Annotated in this window: 16 protein-coding genes; 6 read left to right on the top strand and 10 right to left on the bottom strand. The window is 58.2% G+C overall.

Features of this window, described 5'->3' with window-relative positions:
* Positions 1–97: 97 nt before the first annotated feature.
* The 5 genes from OHL19_RS17240 to OHL19_RS17220 form a co-directional block, all read right to left on the bottom strand.
* The gene (locus tag OHL19_RS17240) at positions 98–1,123 is read right to left on the bottom strand and encodes a peptidoglycan-binding domain-containing protein (protein ID WP_263359024.1); all 1,026 of its coding nucleotides are present in this window, start codon (positions 1,121–1,123) and stop codon (positions 98–100) included.
* An 88-nt stretch (positions 1,124–1,211) separates the two neighbouring features.
* Positions 1,212–1,988: an enoyl-ACP reductase FabI gene (locus tag OHL19_RS17235; protein WP_263359023.1), complete on the bottom strand. Its 777-nt coding sequence runs from the start codon at positions 1,986–1,988 to the stop codon at positions 1,212–1,214.
* A gap of 145 nt (positions 1,989–2,133) precedes the next feature.
* Complete coding sequence (murI, locus tag OHL19_RS17230; protein ID WP_263359022.1) at positions 2,134–2,982, bottom strand: glutamate racemase; 849 nt, start codon at positions 2,980–2,982, stop codon at positions 2,134–2,136.
* A 26-nt stretch (positions 2,983–3,008) separates the two neighbouring features.
* Positions 3,009–3,653 (bottom strand): GerMN domain-containing protein, encoded by a 645-nt coding sequence (locus tag OHL19_RS17225; protein WP_263359021.1) that lies wholly within the window; start codon positions 3,651–3,653, stop codon positions 3,009–3,011.
* Entirely contained in the window at positions 3,650–4,543 is an 894-nt protein-coding gene (locus tag OHL19_RS17220) for an N-acetylmuramoyl-L-alanine amidase family protein (RefSeq protein WP_263359020.1), read from the bottom strand. Before OHL19_RS17220 ends, OHL19_RS17225 begins: the two co-directional genes overlap by 4 nt.
* 298 nt (positions 4,544–4,841) lie before the next feature.
* Between OHL19_RS17220 and OHL19_RS17215 the strand changes: the two genes are divergently transcribed.
* The 5 genes from OHL19_RS17215 (at position 4,842) to OHL19_RS17195 (ending at position 9,913) form a co-directional block, all read left to right on the top strand.
* Positions 4,842–5,939 carry a VWA domain-containing protein gene (locus OHL19_RS17215; RefSeq protein WP_263359018.1) on the top strand — a complete coding sequence of 366 codons (1,098 nt, stop codon included), beginning with the start codon at positions 4,842–4,844 and terminating at the stop codon, positions 5,937–5,939.
* Positions 5,923–7,080, top strand: coding sequence for a VWA domain-containing protein (locus OHL19_RS17210; RefSeq protein ID WP_263359017.1), 1,158 nt, complete (start codon positions 5,923–5,925; stop codon positions 7,078–7,080). The genes OHL19_RS17215 and OHL19_RS17210 overlap by 17 nt, the downstream gene beginning before the upstream one ends.
* Positions 7,081–7,341: 261 nt before the next feature.
* Complete coding sequence (locus OHL19_RS17205) at positions 7,342–8,295, top strand: PLP-dependent cysteine synthase family protein (RefSeq protein WP_263359016.1); 954 nt, start codon at positions 7,342–7,344, stop codon at positions 8,293–8,295.
* Positions 8,292–8,669 (top strand): carboxypeptidase-like regulatory domain-containing protein, encoded by a 378-nt coding sequence (locus OHL19_RS17200; RefSeq protein ID WP_263359014.1) that lies wholly within the window; start codon positions 8,292–8,294, stop codon positions 8,667–8,669. The genes OHL19_RS17205 and OHL19_RS17200 overlap by 4 nt, the downstream gene beginning before the upstream one ends.
* 95 nt (positions 8,670–8,764) lie before the next feature.
* A complete protein-coding gene (locus OHL19_RS17195; protein WP_263359013.1) occupies positions 8,765–9,913 on the top strand; it encodes a trans-sulfuration enzyme family protein in 1,149 nt (382 codons plus the stop codon).
* 112 nt (positions 9,914–10,025) lie between these two features.
* On the opposite strand, the gene tsaE is transcribed toward OHL19_RS17195, so the two are convergent.
* From tsaE to OHL19_RS17170, 5 genes are all read right to left on the bottom strand, one after another.
* Positions 10,026–10,481, bottom strand: coding sequence for a tRNA (adenosine(37)-N6)-threonylcarbamoyltransferase complex ATPase subunit type 1 TsaE (gene tsaE / locus OHL19_RS17190; protein ID WP_263359011.1), 456 nt, complete (start codon positions 10,479–10,481; stop codon positions 10,026–10,028).
* Positions 10,478–12,148, bottom strand: coding sequence for an NAD(P)H-hydrate dehydratase (locus OHL19_RS17185; RefSeq protein WP_263359010.1), 1,671 nt, complete (start codon positions 12,146–12,148; stop codon positions 10,478–10,480). The genes tsaE and OHL19_RS17185 overlap by 4 nt, the downstream gene beginning before the upstream one ends.
* A 218-nt stretch (positions 12,149–12,366) precedes the next feature.
* A complete protein-coding gene (locus OHL19_RS17180) occupies positions 12,367–13,599 on the bottom strand; it encodes an HlyD family secretion protein (RefSeq protein ID WP_263359009.1) in 1,233 nt (410 codons plus the stop codon).
* A 2-nt stretch (positions 13,600–13,601) separates the two neighbouring features.
* The gene (locus OHL19_RS17175) at positions 13,602–15,068 is read right to left on the bottom strand and encodes a TolC family protein (protein WP_263359008.1); all 1,467 of its coding nucleotides are present in this window, start codon (positions 15,066–15,068) and stop codon (positions 13,602–13,604) included.
* 179 nt (positions 15,069–15,247) lie between these two features.
* On the bottom strand, positions 15,248–15,853 hold the full coding sequence (locus tag OHL19_RS17170; protein ID WP_263359007.1) for a sigma-70 RNA polymerase sigma factor region 4 domain-containing protein: 606 nt from the start codon (positions 15,851–15,853) through the stop codon (positions 15,248–15,250).
* Between the two features lie 334 nt (positions 15,854–16,187).
* On the opposite strand from OHL19_RS17170, the gene ppk1 reads away from it, so the two are divergent.
* Positions 16,188–18,422, top strand: a complete 2,235-nt coding sequence (gene ppk1, locus OHL19_RS17165; RefSeq protein WP_263359005.1) for a polyphosphate kinase 1 — start codon at positions 16,188–16,190, stop codon at positions 18,420–18,422.
* The last annotated feature ends 174 nt before the right edge of the window (positions 18,423–18,596 follow it).

The following is an 18,596-nucleotide window of genomic DNA, read 5'->3' as shown; positions in this document are numbered from 1 at the left end:
GCGGATCTTCGCCCCTCGGCAACTGCCAGTCGCAAAACTGCCCGCAAAGATTCTCTCTCCGCGGGCAGCATGGTTTCACCTATCTCCTGAACGAAAACTATCCCTGTGCCAGCACCTTCAGCAAAAATTCCGCCTGGTAGTCAAAGGAGTTGACCCCACTGCCATTGAACCGCCTCGCCGCATACGGCCAGTCGCAGCCGATCTTGCTTCGTTGCGGAACATTGCTGTAGCTGCCGACATGATACTGAGTCCGTGCGTAGGTACCGGAAGCACCCTCGTACCACAAGGTCGTTCCTGAAGTGATCGTCACCGGTGGCGCGCTCTTCAGGCAGTTCACGCAATCGGCCTGAAACCTCGAATCGCCCTGTGGATACTTGCACGGATTCAAGGCCGCATGACCGTATTCCGCCACGCGATCATCCGCTACCTGGGAAGCCGTCGGCCCAAGAACATAGTTAGCGAACTTATCCGTCATCTCCGAGATCGTCTTACTTACATTTTTTACCGGGTCGAGAATGAAAGACTGCACTTCATCTGCCGTGGGTGGGTGATGAAACAGCGTGTACTGCCCAATGCCATGCCCCCGCGAAGTAATCCTCGCAGGATTATTCGGATCGTTCCGGTCCAGCCCAATCGTTACGAAGTTATCGATGTTGCCGCGTGTCGGCACCTGGTAGTGGCGCATCGCGCTTTCCTGGTTCACGATCGCCAGCAGATACGGCAGCGGTACGCCAGGATTTGGCATCGCCTGGATAGCCGTCAGAGCGCGCAGATTATCTCCGGCAGGATCGCCCGATGCAGGAAGTTTGGGATAGCTGTCATCGTCCAGCATCGCCGCAATACAAGTCACCAGGGCCTGATCCGCCTGTCCCGTCAAACTACCCTGGTTGTATTTTTTGATTGCAACAGGAGCATCGCCATCCGTGCCGGATCCATCGTAATTCTGCAGATCGTAAATCAGGGCAGCAACGGCAAGAGCTGTGCCGTTGCCAAACTGCCCATCGATCGGCCCCGCGATATAACCCAGCGAGCGCAGGTCTCTTTGAAAGTCCTGCACCTCTTGCGAAAATCCACTACCAGGCCCGAGCACCAGCCCGGGCACTGCGTAACTCAAGTTAGCCATAAAAATTCCTCGCTTCAAGCCCGGCCGTTTCCGCGCAAAATACCAACAAGAGCGGTGCAGCGAATTGCCTTAACTGCCGGGAAGAAGCTCAGAATCCCATAATGTTGTAGCCGCAGTCCACATAAATCGTCTCGCCCGTTACAGCGGTCGACAGGCCGCTGGCCAGGTAAAGCGCAGTGCCGCCGACTTCAATCTGATCCACATTACGCCGCAGTGGAGACTTCTCCGCATGCGCCTTGAGCATCTCGCCCAACGCTCCTACGCCACGTGCCGCCAGCGTGCGAATCGGTCCCGCAGAAATCGCATTCACGCGAATCTTCTGTGGTCCCATGCTCGAAGCAAGATACCGTACAGTCGCTTCGAGTGCCGCCTTCGCAACGCCCATGACGTTGTAGTTAGGCACAACCTTCTCCGCGCCAAAGTAGGTCAGCGTCATGATGCTGCCGCCATCGGTCATCAACGGAGCAGCAGCCCGCGAAACCGCAATCAGCGAATACACGCTCACATCATGCGCAATGCGAAATCCCTCGCGGCTCGTATTGAGGAAGTCGCCATGCATATCCTCCGCCAGCGCATAAGCCACCGCATGAACGACCACATCCAGCTTGCCGTACCGCTCCTTGAGCTTGGCAAAGAGCGCGTCGATCTCCGCATCGCTCGATACATCGCACTGAAAGCCCTCGGCTCCCGGCAACTCGTCAATCAGCCCCTGCGCTTCCGCCTTCAGGCGCTCATTCTGGTAGCAGATAGCCAGGCTCGCACCGGCCTCCTGCAGCTTCTGCGCGATTCCCCACGCAATCGAACGCTTGTTGGCCAACCCAAACACGACCGCCGTTTTTCCAGTCAGATCTACTAAACCACTCATTGAAAAACTCTCCTTCCACAACCAGACCACTCTATCCAAAGAACGGTCCGGCAAACGCCATTCAGAATACCAGCCCCCGCAAACGAAATGCTGGATCACCGCAGGACCGCATCTCACTCTGCGGAATCAGCCCGCAAACATGCAGTTACCCACCGAGATCGACAAGCTCCACCTTGCCTACCGGCAATCCAAGAAATCGCGATCCAAGCCGCTCAAACTTCTCGACAGAATCCGTAGCAAAGCAGCGAATCGACGGCACTCCAGCAGCCTGCGCCAATAACGGATGAGCCTGCAACTGCCGCGCCGCTTCCTCCGCCGTTGCCTCCGCCGAATCGATCACGCGCACTCCCTCCGGCACCGTCCGCTCAAACATCGCGCGCAACAGCGGATAATGCGTGCATCCCAGCACCAGCGTGTCGGGAGATTGCCCTGCCGTCCGCGCCTCCGCCAGCAACTCGTCCAGATAAATTCGCACCACCTCAGCCGTCACCGGATGGTCTGTCCATCCCTCTTCAACCAGCGGTACCAGCAGCGGACAAGCCTTCTCCACACCACGCAGCCCCTGCGCCCGGCAGGCCGCAGCATAAGCATGGCTGGCCACCGTGGCCTCGGTCGCAATCACCATCACATCCCGGCTCTGCGAACTAGCCGCCGCCGCGGCAGCACCCGGCTCAATTACGCCCAGCACCGGCACAGGCACAGAATCCTTGATCGCATCCAGCGCCAGCGCACTCGCGGTATTGCATGCGATTACGAGATACTCCGCCTTCTGCTCATGCACCAGGAACTGCGCACTCTCCGACGCATACCGCGCAATCGTCCGCTGCGACTTGGATCCATAAGGCAAACGCGCCGTATCGCCCAGAAAAACAAAGCTCGCATTGGGAATGCGATGCAACAGCGCCTTCAGCACAGTCAGGCCGCCAAATCCCGAATCGAAGACCCCAATCACCGGACCCGCACCCGTGCTCTGCTCAATAACCTTTGTTTTCATATTTGTGTCCGAACTTGCGTTCACGCTCAAGGCCTGGCTCCCGCTCCAACATCGCCAGCAGTACCTGTAGACTCCGCCTCGGTCGTTAGATACGTTCGAGTCAGATCGGCATGGCCCGCCAGCGTCTTGCGCGGCGCTCCATTCACCAGGAAACGCACCTCGGTAATCTGTGGCAGGTTCGCATGAAGCGTTCCGCAGATCGAGAGTACCGTCAGCGTCTCCGCCTCAATCCCCGCTGGATGTCCATCCGCAAAGGCTCCCGCCAGATTGACTACCGCCAGTTGCCCCGAATGCAGGCCAGCCCCCTTGGGCGCAGGCGACAGCAGAAACACCTGCTCCACAGCACGCGGCACACCCGGCACCGGATGCAGCGACCCCGGACTGGCATACAGCTCCAGCAGCTTTTCAAGCAGCGCCCGGGCACGTGCCTCCGCATCGACGGGCAGCGGCAGAGACTGCTCCTCCGTCACCAGCGTTCCATCCATGTCATTCGCCACCAGCAACGTCGCCTTCTCAGCAGGAGCAACTGCCGGGGCCGTAGTCGGAGCAAAATCTTCGCCGCGCAACAGCCGCTCATGAGCCCGCTCCCGCAGCCGCACCAGCACCGCAGCCATAGCAATCGAAACCACCAGCAGTACAAAGAAAACAATCTTTTGATAACGAGGAATCATGGCTGACGCACCGCCCCACCGCTACCTGGCCCATCCCCAAGCAGCTCCGTCCGCCACTCCAGCAGGGCCGCCGCCAGTGCCTGAGCAATCTGCGTCTGATATCCGGTATCGGTAACAGCCGTGGTGATCGTCCTGTCTGTATCCCGTATAGGAGCAACCTCGACCGCAACCGCCGGGCAAGCCATGCTATCCACACCCGCCAGCGAAGTCCTCGCCAGCAAAACCGGAATCGCCCCGGAACCCGAATCGGAGCTGTGCTGCAATGCGCTGTTGACCGTGCTCGCCAGCCTCAAACTCCGTGTCACGTATGCCGACTGCGCCGTCTTCCACGCCAGAAACCTCGTCGGCGTCGTAGGCCCCAGCGAAGAAACAAAAACATGCACGCCCGAGCCGATCATCGAAGCATGCAAACTGATACAGGCTGCCGCCGGAACATGATTCGCAACCTGCGCCCTCGCATCCGAATCGATACTCACATTGGATTCGCGGGTAGTCACCACGGCAAATCCCCGTGCCGCCAGCAACGAGCGAAGCTGTACGCTCAAGGCCAGCGTCACGGTTTTCTCCGCCACTGCGTTGTCCAGTTGCGCTCCGCTGTCATCGCCTCCATGCGCCGCATCCAGCACCACCACAAATCGAGTAGGGCGAGGAGCGGCAGGCGAAGTTTGCGCTGACTGATTTGCCTGTATCTGGGCGGGCTGAGCCTGCTGAACCTGAGCAGGTTGGACCTGAGTGGGTTGAGACTGAGCTGTTTGAGCCTGTACAGGTCTGGCGCCACCAGCAGCAGGAGCCGTACCTTGGGCCAGCAGAGAAGTGGCCAACGGAGAAGTGGCCAGCAGCAGCCCAGCCGCCATCAGAAAACCCGTCCGAATACCCGCTCGCCGACTCAAGATGTCACCGCTCCGGCCCCGGTACAAACCCGAGCACGCCATGCCAGAACGTACAAATTGCAGACTATGCCGGATGATGTCGCGCTCCCCAGAGCCAGGCGTTCGCAGATGAAAAGCTCTCGACCGCCCGTATCGTATCCCTGGCTGAGCGGTCCAGCATCGCTCGATTGTATCCCAGCCGCCCAATCCAAAACTGCGCTGGAACGTTCTTCTGACAGCACTTCGATCTCACCAAAACCGGTGACAACAAGGGTCGATCATCCATGCTAATATCGGCTGCACAATTCGGGTAGGCGACATGAAAGATCCAGCTATCCCACACTCGCACGTTGCATCGGCTGCCAATGCTCTCCGCCATCGGCATCGCCTGCTGTCATCTGCCGTTCCGGGCGCATTCCTGCTTGTCCTTCTGTCAGCCCAGCCCATCCTCGCCCAGGACAACCCGCTCGACAAGGTTCACGTCCCTCCGCCATCCACCACCGCAACCCCCAGTACAGCGGAGCCCAAGGGAGCAGAAGCCCCTGCACTCACCGGCGCGGACGCAATGAAAGCCGCGCCCGGCGCCAAACTGCGTCTGGATGTCGACCTCGTTCTGCTCCCCGTCACCATCACCGATCCTATGAACCGCCTGGTCACCGGCCTCGATCAGAATGATTTCTTCATTTACGAAAACAATGCGCCGCAAAAGCTCAAGACATTCTCCTGCGAAGACGCACCCATCTCCATCGGCATCATCATGGACCTCTCCGGTTCCATGAATTCGAAGCTCATCCGCTCCCGCGAATCCATCCTTAAATTCATGAAAACAGCCAACCCCCAGGACGAATTCTTCGTCATCGGATTCAACGATCGCCCGGAATTGATTGAAGACTTCACCAGCTCGGTAGAAGACATCGAGGCCCGCCTGCAAACCGTTCGCTCCGGCCATCGCACAGCGCTGCTCGACGCCATCTACTTCGGTATGGACAAGATGAAATTCGGCCGCAACGACCGCAAAGCCCTCCTCGTCGTCTCCGATGGAGGCGACAATCGCTCACGTTACACCGAGGGCGAAGTCAAAGCCCAGGTGCGCGAATCCGACGTTCAAATCTACTCCATCGGCATTTTCGATCCCTATGCGCCTACCACCGAGGAGCGTATGGGGCCCATCCTGCTCAATGATCTGAGCGAAGAAACCGGTGGCCGCATGTTCCGCGTCGACGACCTGGCCGATATGGATGATATTGCCATCAAGATCTCCACCGAGCTGCGCAACCAGTATGTACTTGGTTACAACCCCAAATCCATGCAGCGAGACGGTAAGTGGCGTAAAGTGAAGGTGAAGCTGGTGCCTCCGCAGGGCCTGCCTCCCCTGACTGTCCATGCGCGCACCGGTTACTATGCCCCACTGCACTAAATTGCTCACAACCCGCTTCTTCGCCGGCCCGCTCCTCATACTCATGAGTGCCGGCCTCAGTGCTCTCCCGCTAACGGGATGGGCGGCACAGTCCACCCCCGCCGCCGGCAGACAGACACAATCGACAGCGCCGCTCACCATCGACCGCGACCCGGTTCGATCTCCCGACGCGCCAGCCAGCACGATCGCCGCTGACGATACCGTTGCCAAAACGAAAAAAGGCTTCATCCTCCGCAGCGATGTGGAAGAAGTCTCCCTCAACGTAACCGTGCTCGACAACAGCGGACACATCGTTCAGGACCTCAAGGGCGAAAACTTCAAGGTCCAGGAAGACGGCGTGCAGCAGGCCCTGCTCAGCTTCCAGCATCAGGACATCCCCGTCTCCATCGGCCTCGTCGTCGATAACTCCGGCTCCATGTTCAAGAAGCGCCCGGCCGTCAACAAATCCACACTCGATCTCATCCTCGCCTCGAACCCCAAGGACGAAGCCTTCGTCGTGAACTTTGCCGATGACGCCTATATCGACCAGGAGTTCACCTCGGACGTAAATAAACTGCGCGATGGCCTGTCGCATCTCGAATCTCGCGGAGGAACCGCCCTTTACGATGCCGTAGTCGCCTCCGCCGACAAACTCGCCGCCGATGCCAAGCGCCCCAAGCAGGTCATCGTCATCATCACCGACGGCGAAGACAACGCCAGCACCCTCAATCTCGAACAGGCTATCCGCCGCGTACAACAGCTCTCCGGCCCCGTCATCTACACCATCGGCCTGCTCTTCGGAGATGAAATGTCCCACAGCGAAGTGCGCCACGCAAGACGCGCACTCGAAATGCTCTCCGGCGAAACCGGCGGCATCGCCTTTTTTCCCAAATCACTCGATCAAGTCGATGAAATCGCAGCCGAAGTTGCCCGCGACATTCGCAGCCAATACACCCTCGGCTACCACTCCACCAAGCCGAGCACCGAGCCAGGATTCCGCAAAATTACCGTGCTCGCCCAGGCCAAAGGCGAAGGCAAACTCGTTGTCCGCACCCGCACCGGCTACTTCCCCACAGTAAAGAACGGCGCAACCCCCGGCAGCACAAAGCCACCAGCTTCGACCACACCACCCACTCCAACAGACCCTCCCAGCAGCAATTAACGCCGTCGCCCTTTCCCTTGCTGTTACCGTTGCCCTTGCTGTTGCCCTTGCTTTTGCTGTTGCCGTTGCTTTTCTGTCTGTCATTCCCGAAGGGAATCTGCTGTTAGCTGTTGCCTCTGCCGTTGCCCCCGCCCTTGCCCTTCTGTCTGTCATTCCCGCAGGGAATCTGCTTCCCCCACTCCAACCCAAAAGACAACTACCCCAAACCGACCCACACCCAAAAGCCGCCAGAATCCTCCAGTACGATAAACTGAATACCTTATGTCTTCAGCAAGCACAACATCATCGACTTTGCGCATTGCCGATGACATCACCCAACTTGTCGGCTCCACGCCCATGCTGCGCCTGGGACGCATCGCACCCTCAACGACAGCCGGAATCTTCGCCAAGCTCGAATTTCTCAATCCCGGCGGCAGCATTAAAGATCGCGCTGCCCTGGGCATGATTCTCGACGCCGAAGCACGCGGCCTGTTGCGTCCCGGCTCGACAATCATCGAAGCCACCGCAGGCAACACCGGCGTTGGACTGGCCCTGATCGGCGTCAATCGCGGTTATAAGGTTCTGCTCTTCGTTCCCGAGGGCTTTGCCGAAGAGAAATGCATCCTCATGCGTGGCTTCGGCGCCGAAGTGCATCGCACCCCGGAAGAAGAAGGCATGGGCGGAGCAATCCGCCGCGCCCGCGATGCCTCAGCCAACATTCCCGGAGCTTTCGTAGCCCTTCAGTTTCAAAATCAATCCAACCCCGACTACCACCACGACACAACTGCACAGGAAATATGGGAGCAGATGGAAGGCCGGATCGACGGCTTCGTAGCCGGTGTCGGCTCAGGCGGAACCTTCAGCGGAATCGCCCGCTTCCTGAAGGAAAAAGATCCATCCATCTTCACCCTCGCCGTCGAAACGCAGGGCTCGATTCTGCAAGGTGGCCCGGTCGGCAAACATAAGGTAGAAGGCATCGGCGTCAGCTTCATTCCGGAAACCTTCCACCGCCAGTATTGCGATCGTATCGTCGCCGTCAGCGATGACAACGCCTTCACGATGGTCAAGCGCCTTGCCGCAGAAGAAGGCCTGCTCGGCGGCTCCAGCTCCGGCGCAATCGTTCATGCTGCAGCCGCGCTCGCCACCGAATTAGGCCCCGGCAAACGCATCGCAATCGTCATCCCCGACTCTGCCGAACGCTATCTCTCCAAGAACATCTTTAACGGTGGACTATGAAAATGCTGTCGAAAGCATTGCGATCTTTATTCGCATGCGCGTTGCTTGCAGGCTCCATCTCTGCACTACAGGCTCAAGAGCCGGTCATTCATCAGAAACCGATCCACATGCGCCATTTGAACGGGCTCGTCATCGACCGTACCGGTATATCGCTACCCTATGCCGAGGTTGTGTTACTCGATGCCAAAGATAGCCATCCACTGGCATCGACCTTCGCCGACGGCAACGGAAAGTTTGCCTTTGAAGACAGAAAGCGCGGCCAGCATCTGGAAATTCGCGCAACCCTCAAGGGCTTCAGACCTGTTCAATACGAGATCGCAATTACACGCTTTGGTGCAACGCGGATTCGTATCCTGCTTCCGGCCGCAGCTTGAATGCGCACCCTGCCCCCCTCGGCCATTGCCTTCATCAGCCATAACAAGTCGGCCACGATAAGCTAAAGAGTTGCCACCCAGCGCCAGGAGTCTTCATGTCTGAACACAAATACGCCACGCTTGCCGTCCATGCCGGACAATACCCCGACCCACAGACCGGATCGGTCAATGTCCCCATCTATCTCTCATCGACCTTTGAACTGAACGGCATCGGCAGCGACAAAGGCTGGGACTATTCGCGTGGCGGCAATCCTACCCGCGACCGTCTTGAAGAAGCACTTGCCGCCCTTGAAGGCGGCGCAAACGCCAAGGTCTTCGGCAGCGGCATGGCTGCAATCACCGCGCTCGTCGCACCGCTGCATACCGGCGATCACGTCATCTGCTCGCACAATGTCTATGGCGGCACGGCACGGCTTCTCGATCAGGTCATTCAGAACTACGGCATCCAGATCGAGTATGTCGATCTCACCAACCTGGATGCTCTCGCCGCAGCACTCAAGCCCTCCACTAGGCTGGTCCACGTCGAGACGCCGACCAACCCGCTGATGCAGCTCACCGACATTCGTGCTGTATCCGAGCTTGCCCACAGCCGCGGAGCCGAAGTCAGCGTCGACAACACCTTCTTGTCGCCCGCCCTGCAAAGCCCCCTGGCGCTCGGAGCGGATATCGTCATGCACTCGACGACCAAGTTCCTCAATGGACACTCCGACGGCCTCGGCGGTGTCCTGGTCGGCAGCAAGCCGGAACACGCAACTCGCTTTCACCTGATTCAAAAAGCAATGGGCGGCATTCTTTCGCCATTTGAAAGCTTCCTCGTCCTCCGCGGCATCAAGACGCTGCCTCTGCGTATGAAGCAGCATGAAGAAAACGGCCGCGCCCTTGCCGAATTCCTCTCGACGCACCCAAAAGTCCAGAAGATCTTCTATCCCGGCCTCAAGTCGCATCCGCAGCACGAGCTCGCAGTACGTCAGCAGAAGGGCTTCGGCTCCATGATGACCTTGGAGCTGGGCTCCCGCGAGGCCGTCGGACGCGTCCTCGGTGCGGTCAAGCTCTTCCTCAATGCAGAGTCGTTAGGCGGCGTCGAATCGCTGGCCTCCCACTCCGCCACCACAACCCACGCCGCGCTCACCGAAGAGCGTCGTCAGGCCATCGGAATCACACAAGGCCTGCTGCGTCTCTCTGTCGGTATCGAAGATAAAGACGACCTGATCGCCGACCTGACCCAGGCTCTGGCAGCAGTCTAAGCTCAACCGCAAAAAGCCCGTCTGCACTTCGATATCTCATGTATATCGAAGTGCAGACGGGCTTTTACGTTTCTCTGCCTATATTGCCCTGCCTATATTTCCCAGGCAGGATCTAGTTCAGCCTTACCACGACCTTGCGCGTATCCCCACCCTCTGAAGTGATGGTGATCTCGCCGTCAGCACGCTTGCGGATGCTCTTGAATTTTTCTCCCCACTCGATCAGCACCAGCGCATCCGGGGTCAGCATCTCATCCAGCCCAAGCGAATCAAGCTGGCGCTCGGCATCGAGCCGATACAGATCAAGATGCAACAGCTTGATCGGCTTGCCATCCAGTGAGCCGGAGTATTCATGGACCAGCGTGAACGTTGGGCTTGTGACCTCATCCGAGTCAGCAGCTCCAAGCGCGGTCGCGATTCCCTTGACCAGCGTGGTCTTGCCCGCACCCAAATCGCCCGTCAGAATAAGCAGCCGCGGCGGCGTAAGCAGAGCCGCCAATTTGCGCCCGATGGCGATGGTTCCTGCGCTGGATTTTGTCTCGTATTCGTGGACCGTGGGCTCTTTGCTCATCTCACTCCTGGAGTATCTAAACCGCCAAAATCGGCGGGTAATCCCTGCAACCAACCATACCCGGAACCGAGACGAAAATCATAGGAAAACGGGCGAAAGCGAAACGCTTTGTCGAGATAGGCCAGCGAATCCGTCGCCAGCAACGTGTGCTGATCATGTTGGCGAACCGTGATGTCCGCCGCCAGCCCATGTAAGTAGACAGCCGCTTCCACCGCCCGCTTAGGATTCTTCGGATGCTGGCCGAGCAGGCTGGCGACAAAGCCCGTCAGCAAGTCACCGCTGCCCCCCTTGGCCATTCCCGGATTCCCGGTCGTATTCACCGCCACCGAACCATCTGGATGCGCAATCAGCGTTCGAGCCCCTTTGAGCACAAGAATCACGCCGTATTTGGCCGAGAAATCGCGGGCGACCTTCAGCCTGTCCGCCTGCACCTGCTTCGTCGTCAGCCCGGTCAGCCGCGCCATTTCGCCAGGGTGCGGAGTCAGAACCATCGTCCGATCTTTCGCCAGCTCGATCAGCTTTTCCGGCTGCCGTGCGATGGCGTTCAAAGCATCGGCATCGACAACAGCCGGAATACGCGTTGCAGCCAACAGGCCTAACGCAAACTCGACTGCCTCGGGGGTTTCGCCAAGGCCGGGCCCGATGGCAAGAACCGTGATCTTATTCAGCAGCGTTTTGAGATTTTCAGCTTCCAGATTCTTCGCCGAAATCTGCCCGGTTTCATCTGCAATTAGCGCATGCGTCATCAACTCCGGCGCGAGCGCGGCCACCAGCGAAAGCACAGATGGAGACACCGCAGCCGTAACCAGGCCAGCGCCCGTTCGCAGAGCTGCCAGCGCGGTCATGCCCGGCGCGCCCGATTTACCCGGACTGCCGCCGACTACCAGCACATGGCCGTACATCCCCTTGTTCGAATCGACCGTGCGGACCGCTTCTGTAATGGCCTTGGCCGAGCCCGTCCATCGAATATTCAGGCTGGAAACGATTGTTTCTTCAGACGAGCCAATGGATGCTACGACGACCGGCTGATACCAGTAGCGCGTAAGCTGGCTGAAAACGTGGGCCGGCTTGGGAGCCGTAAACGTAATAATGGCGTCTGCGGGGAAAGATAGAAGCGGCTTATTATCAGCATCCGTCGGCTGAAGCTTGACTTCGTCCGCATCCCAGCCAGACGGCAGATCGACTGCCAGCACTGGAGACTTGGCCGCCTGCAGCCAGTTCAGTGCAGCCAGCGGAAGTCCACGCAGGGGCGGTTTGAAGCCCGTGCCGCAGATAGCGTCAAGGACGAGATCAGCCGTAAGCGCTTCAGAATGCCGGGCAAAATCATCCTCGCTCAGGATCGCCTCCGCTGCCAGCAAGTCCAGATGCTCCGTCAGCCATTTCCACGCCGTCGCCGGTTCATCATGCAATCCGGCTGGATCCCCGAGCAGCAATACCGTTACCGCGCAGCCCGATTCAGCGAGCAGGCGAGCAGCTATCATCCCGTCGCCACCGTTGTTCCCACGTCCGCAGAGAACAGTGATGCATCTGGCAGCGGGAAACTGCTGCCGTGCAAACGCTGCGACAGCGCTGGAGGCGGATTGCATCAGTTGCGCGGGTGACAGGCCAAAGCGTTCGCTGGTAGCCCGGTCGCAGGCGTTCATCTCCGCAGCGGAAAGAATCTTCATGATCCTCATCATAGTAGGAGCAGAGGGGATAGATGATCCGTGATGCTCAAGAAGCATACGCAATTTGTGAATGGCAATTTGTAAATATTGAGGACCGCTGAAAAGTTATGCGAATGCAGCTTTCCATCCTCAAGAACAAAGGACGCCATCCGAATAAATGGCGTCCCTTGTTTTGGCATTGATTTTTGATGCTGCGTTCTTGATGCGAAAAGCCCTGCTTAGTCCTTGACGCGAACGTTTGGCTCAACCGAAAGACCCGGACGGAGGAGGTGATGATTATCCTCATCCTTCAGGTCAGTAAAGTCGATGCGAACAGGCACGCGCTGGACGACCTTAACATAGTTGCCAGTCGCGTTCTCCGGCGGAAAGAGCGAGAGAACAGAACCCGTTGCACCGCCGACCTGGGTGACCTTGCCGTGGTACTTGTGACCGGTGGCATCCACATCAATCTCCACCGACTGCCCGGCGGTGATATGCCGAAGCTGGGTTTCCTTGAAGTTGGCGGTAATCCAAAGATCGTCAAGCGAGACCAGCGTCAGAAGATTCTGGCCTGGCGAAATGTTCTGGTTGAGTTCGAGATTTTTGCGGGTAATGATGCCGTTAGACGGGGCCACAATCTTGGTATAGCTCAGATTGAGCTGGGCCTGATCGAGTTGGGCCTGGGCCGCTTTGACCTGGGCCTCGGCCTGCTGAGCACGTGCATGCTGAGCCGCGACCTGTTGAGGACCGGTTTCGGCGGACTTATACGACGCCCTCGATTGGAACTCGCGTTGGTTAGCAACCAGCACGCCCTGCTGTGCGGCTTGCTCGCTGGCAATCGCATCGGCTACATCGGCCTTGGTTGCGTCGGCATTTGCAACGGCAGCATCGTACTGCTGCTTGCTGATCACATCCTTGGCTACCAGGGGCTTGTAACGCTCAAGATCCTGATTGGCCTTGAGGTTGTTAGCCTGTGCCTGCAGAACCTTGGCGTGAGCTGCCTGCACCTGGCTCTGAGCCTGCAGAACCGAGGCCTGCGCGCCGGAAACATCGGCACCCGCGGAACGCAACGTGCTGCCGGTGTTGATCGAGGTAATGGGCACGTTGACGCCAGCGGCGATGGCATTGGCCTTGGCGCTGGCAAGAGCGGCTTCCGCGTTTTCAACGGCAACCTGGTAATCGGCCGGATCGAGCTCGGCGATGACGGCGCCCTTGTCGACATACTGGTTCTCGTCCACGCTGACCTTCAGCACCGTCCCATTGATGCGGGAGCTGACCTGGATAAGATGCCCATTGATCTGGGCGTCATCCGTGTCTTCGGTATAGGTCGAGTGCCAGTAAAAGAGTCCGCCTGCGATCACCAGTACGAGAAGCACGATGATAATCAGGCCACGACGGCTCTTCTTGGGTTGAGCCTCGGGGGCCGCTTTTGTATCCGGCTGGTTGCCGGAGGCTGGAGTAGAGTCCGCCACGTTCACTTACCTCCCAAAAAATCTTTGTAATTCTGCGCCACACCCATCGCACGAGCCAGGTTGAGCTTGGCTACATTGTGCTGGTAGAGGCTGTTGATGTACTGTCCGTTGGCCTGCGCCTGGGACTGCTGAGCCTGAGAAACCGCTAGGTTATCGCTGACACCTGCGGTATAGCGCTGCTGGGCCTCGCTCAGCGCTTCGGTAGAGAGATCGACGTTCGACTTCGAAACCTCCACCTGCTGTTGCGATGAAGCGATATCCAAAAGTGCATCGCGAACATCCGCTTCAATCTGTGCATCCAGATCGCTCTGTTTGTCGCGCTGTTCATCCAACTGCGACTGCGCTACGCCGGCCTCGCCCCGAAACTGAGCTTCCTTAAAGATAGGGATGGTCACGGTGCCAGTTGCATTGCCCGTGCCATGCGAGGTCCGTACGTTAACGCCGATATCGCCATAATCCGCCTCTGCCTTGATGGTAGGCAGACGATCCGCGGTAGCTGCTTTACGTTGATCGACATCGGCAGCGGTAGTTTCAATCGAGGCCGAGCGATCTTTACGATTGGCAAGAGCCTGCTTGATGGCCTCCTGCACATTCGGCTGATCAAAAGCGGAGTAAGGAACCGTATCGGCCAACGTGAATTTTTGCTCCAGCGGCAGACCGATAGTGCGGGCCAGCGCCAGCTTATCCTTTTCCAACTGGTTGCGGGCGACGATCAACTGCTGTTCGAGGCTCTGGTAATCGACTTGGGCACGCAGCACGTCGAGCTTGGGAGAAGTACCAGCAGCGTGGCTATCCGATGCCTGATCGAGAGAAACCTTGGATGTTTTGACCTCAGCCTCGGTCGTGTCGATGCGGGCCTGATCGGCCACCACCAATAGATATGCGTTGCCGACAGTGAGAATCACCATCTGGCGAGAGTCTTCAGCCGAAAGCTGCGCCGCCTTGAAGCTATGCTTCGCGGACATATAAGTGCGCAAAGCATTTAGATTCAGCAAACTCCAGCTCAGGTTGACGCGCAGATCCGTGTATCCGTAAGGACCGATAATGGTGGGGAAACCCGGAATCTTGAGTCCCTCGGCAGCCAGATCGACCTGCGCCAGAGATTCCTTGGCGGAAGCGTCGATGGAGGGCAGCAGGGCCTGGAGTTCCTGAAGGCGCTGACCACGTGTATTCGCCGTCTGGGTGCCGCTAAGCAGCAGGCCCAGATTGTTTTTGAGTCCGCGCTGTACCGCATCGTCGAGGGTCAGCGAAAGGGTGTCTCCCGTCGCTTGCCCTGCGGTGATGCTGCCCTGAAAGTCAGCGCTGGTTGGCGCCGTTGAGCCGCTTAAACCTGGCGGAACAACGGTTTGCGCGATTCCCGGCACAACGATAGCTGTCGCGGCGGCGAGACTTGCCAGCGTAAAGGGTAGAACTCTCCTAAACTGGGCAACGAATGGCTGGAACAGGTTTTGCATTCTGGTTGGCGTCACTCACTCAACTCTTTTTGATGTGCAGGTAATGGATGCATCAGCAGGCCGCGAGGGTTCCGAAACAAATGATCGCAATACCCGCATGGCGATAAAAGCGGCGGAAATGGATCGGAATCCATGAATTTCCACCACTTGAGGACAGCCTGAAGACAGCATTGGACCTTGTGCCTTACCTGGTGCTACCGGGTATTGGATGCGTGGAGAAGCTGAGACGCAAGCGAACAGAGCGCCTGACGAAAACTGCCGCGGACCATATCCGGGGTCCAGTCCTGGGCAATCGGCCCGCCGTGCTCCGCCAGCAGAACGGCGACCTCGACCGACGAAAGAGCGGCTACCGCGCGCAGAACGAAGATCACCCGCAACTGCGGATTGAGCTCTTCGAGCCACTCGCGCAGGCGGTGCGCGTCGGAACCGCTGAGCATCTCTTCCAACTCGGCGTGGCTTACACCAGCAGCATCCAGCTCATCATCTTCAATGCAACTGGACGGGCCGGAGTCTGCCGGAGGTGGAACGAGCCACTCCGGAGTGCGGTGCTGGAGCAGATCGAGCGCTCCGGCAGCCACCGAAATACGGGAAAGATGCTGAATTTCGCATGGATCGCTGGAGACTACATCCGTAGTCGCGACCGTCTGTTCGGCCAGCTCGATGGCCTCTTCGCCTTCGCCGAGCAGCATGGAGCCAATGCGGTAAACGTCGACGGCAACCTTCTCCAGAAGATTGTCTCCGCTTATGGCTGCTGCCGGTGGAACCAGGTTATTTTCCAGAGAGAGATACTCAGAGGACATGAAATCACTCCTTTGCGGACAAGCGCATCGATATACGCGGTGGAAGGCTACCTCCTTATCCTCAGGCTGAGCAGCAAGCTGCGTCAAATGGTTTGTCGCGTCACCGGTGCAAATCCCGTCCCGCGCCTGACGGTTTTCTTGGTGGGTTAACACATCGGCCCTATCCGTTGGGATAAGAGATGAAGGAGCACTCGCGAAACGCCGCCCTCTTTTCCCTGAGCGATTGTGCATTGCCGGGAAGTGTTGAAAGAACTAGACTTTGGAACACGGCGGCGGTCAATCCGGATCGTATTTATTTCAGACGGCAGACGAGAAGCTGGGAGATTGCAAATTCATGGTTAAGAATACGCAGCACAAGAAGCTTTTTGCAGGCCGCGACAAGTCGTGGATACAGTTCAACCGGCGCGTTCTGGAAGAGGCGTCGGACGCCACCAACCCGATCCTGGAGCGCGTGAAGTTTCTCGCAATCACCGGCAGCAACCTCGATGAGTATGTGGAGATTCGCCTCGCCGGACTGCTGCAGAGGACGGAAGACGGGCATACCGAGCCCGGCTATGATGGGCTGCCTCCGCAGGAATCGCTCGACGCCCTGACAGCGGAAATGCACGACTTCATGGATGCGCAGTATCGCTGCTGGAATGAAGAACTGCTGCCCGAGCTGCGCCAAAAAGGGATTCGGCTGCTGGCCTGGGATGAATTAAGCGATGAGCAGAAGGAGCTGGCGCACGCCTACTATTTGCGTGAGATTGACCCGCTTCTGACTCCGATCACCATCGATCCGGCACATCCGTTCCCACGAGTTCTCAATCGGGCGCTTTGCCTGGCCATCCTGCTTCGGGCCAAGAGGCGGAGTTCAGGCCCAGTGGTGCTGGGAGTGCTGACCGTGCCTCGGGCATTACCGCGCTTCGTGAAACTGGCGGGTTCCAATGCTGCCTCCGGCTGCTGCGACTACATTTTGCTGCAGGACCTGGTGGCGCAGAACCTGAGCGGCATGTATCGCGGCTACGAAGTGCTGGCCAAAGCTGCGTTTCGCGTGACCCGAAACTCGAATCTCTACTTTGAAGAGGAAGAGGCGCGATCGCTGCTGGAATCGATTCGCAGCGAATTACACAATCGGCGTAAAGGCGATGCAGTTCGCCTGGAGATTGTGAGCGATGCCGACTCTGAGATCGTAGACAGGCTGCGTGTGAACTTTGAGCTGCACGAGTCGCAGATTTATCTGGCGGACGGCCCGGTAAACCTCGCACGCCTCATGTTCTTTTACGGAGATATTCCGCGGCCCGAGCTGAAGTTTCCAGCGTTTGTCCCCAAGCAATTCAATCTGAGCCGCTCGGTTGCAGACATCTTTGAGGAGCTGCGGCACAGGGACGTTCTGCTGCACCATCCGTATGACTCGTACGACCCAGTCGTCAACTTCATCTCTCAGGGAGCCATCGATCCGCGAGTCGTAACAATGAAGCAAACGCTCTATCGCACCAGCACGGACTCGCCGATGTTTGAGGCGCTGACCGAGGCCGCAGCTTCCAAAGAAGCCACGGTAGTTGTAGAGCTGATGGCGCGCTTCGATGAAGCATCCAATATTCGCTGGGCACGCAGCATGGAAGACGCTGGCGTGCAGGTGTTTTATGGCGTCGTTGGCCTCAAAACCCATTGCAAACTCGCGATGCTCGTGCGCCGCGATGAGGATGGCGTAACGCGTCGCTACTGTCATCTGGGAACGGGAAATTACAACCCGGTCACAGCACGCTTCTACACGGATTTGAGTTTGCTGACCAGCGATCCGGCCATCACGGAACAGGTCCACATGGTCTTCAATTACCTCACGGCCCATGCCGAGATTGATGACTACAAGCCGCTGCTCGTAGCTCCGCTGACGATGGCGGAAAACTTTCTGCAACTGATCCGGCGTGAGGCCGAGCATGCTGCTGCCGGTAGAACGGCGCGCATTGTCGCCAAGATGAATGCCCTGTTGGAGCCGAGCATGATCGAGGCTCTGTACGCCGCTTCGCAGGCGGGTGTGGAGATCGATCTGATTGTTCGTGGTGTTTGCACACTGCGGCCCGGAGTTAAAGGACTGAGCGAGCGAATTCGAGTGCGGTCGATCATCGGCCGTTTTCTGGAGCATAGCCGGATCTTTCATTTTGCCAACGGCGGCCACGAAGAGATTTATCTGGGCAGTGCCGATTGGATGCCGCGCAATCTTTTCGAGCGCTGCGAGGTAGTTTTCCCAGTACGGGATAAGGCCGCGAAGGCTCGCATCCACGATGAGATTTTGCCCGCTTACCTGGCAGACACGGCAAAGGCTCGCTTGATGCAGGAAGATGGCGGCTACATCCGCGCCAGCTCAGCCAAAGGCGATGCCGGACGCAAGACCCCGGGCTTCAGCAGCCAGCAGTTCATGATGCGGCTGGCCGAAGGCAAGGCTGATTTGACCGAGATTCCCAAGCCTGCGGCCAAGGCGGACGTCAAAGTGGACGGCGACGTGTCGAAGAATGCGGCGACTGCTGAGAAGTTGACAGCGGAAAAGCCAGCGGCGCCAGTAAAAGGCAGTGCAAAAGCATCCAGCTAAGAGGGGTTGCTTCTGGTGGAGGCCGTTTGGATTCACAGTCCGAATGCTAAAACTACGCTCTTTGGGTTATGAACCCAAAGAGCGCTCCTGACTTGAATTACTGACGATAAGCCAACTTCACGGTACTAACAAATCGGTTCGACAATTCTGAAGCATGTCGCAGGCGACCACCCA

The organism is Acidicapsa ligni (assembly GCF_025685655.1).
GTDB lineage: Bacteria > Acidobacteriota > Terriglobia > Terriglobales > Acidobacteriaceae > Acidicapsa > Acidicapsa ligni.
The sequence above is the reverse complement of the archived record's forward strand: the minus strand, read 5'-3'. Positions and strand labels throughout refer to the sequence as shown.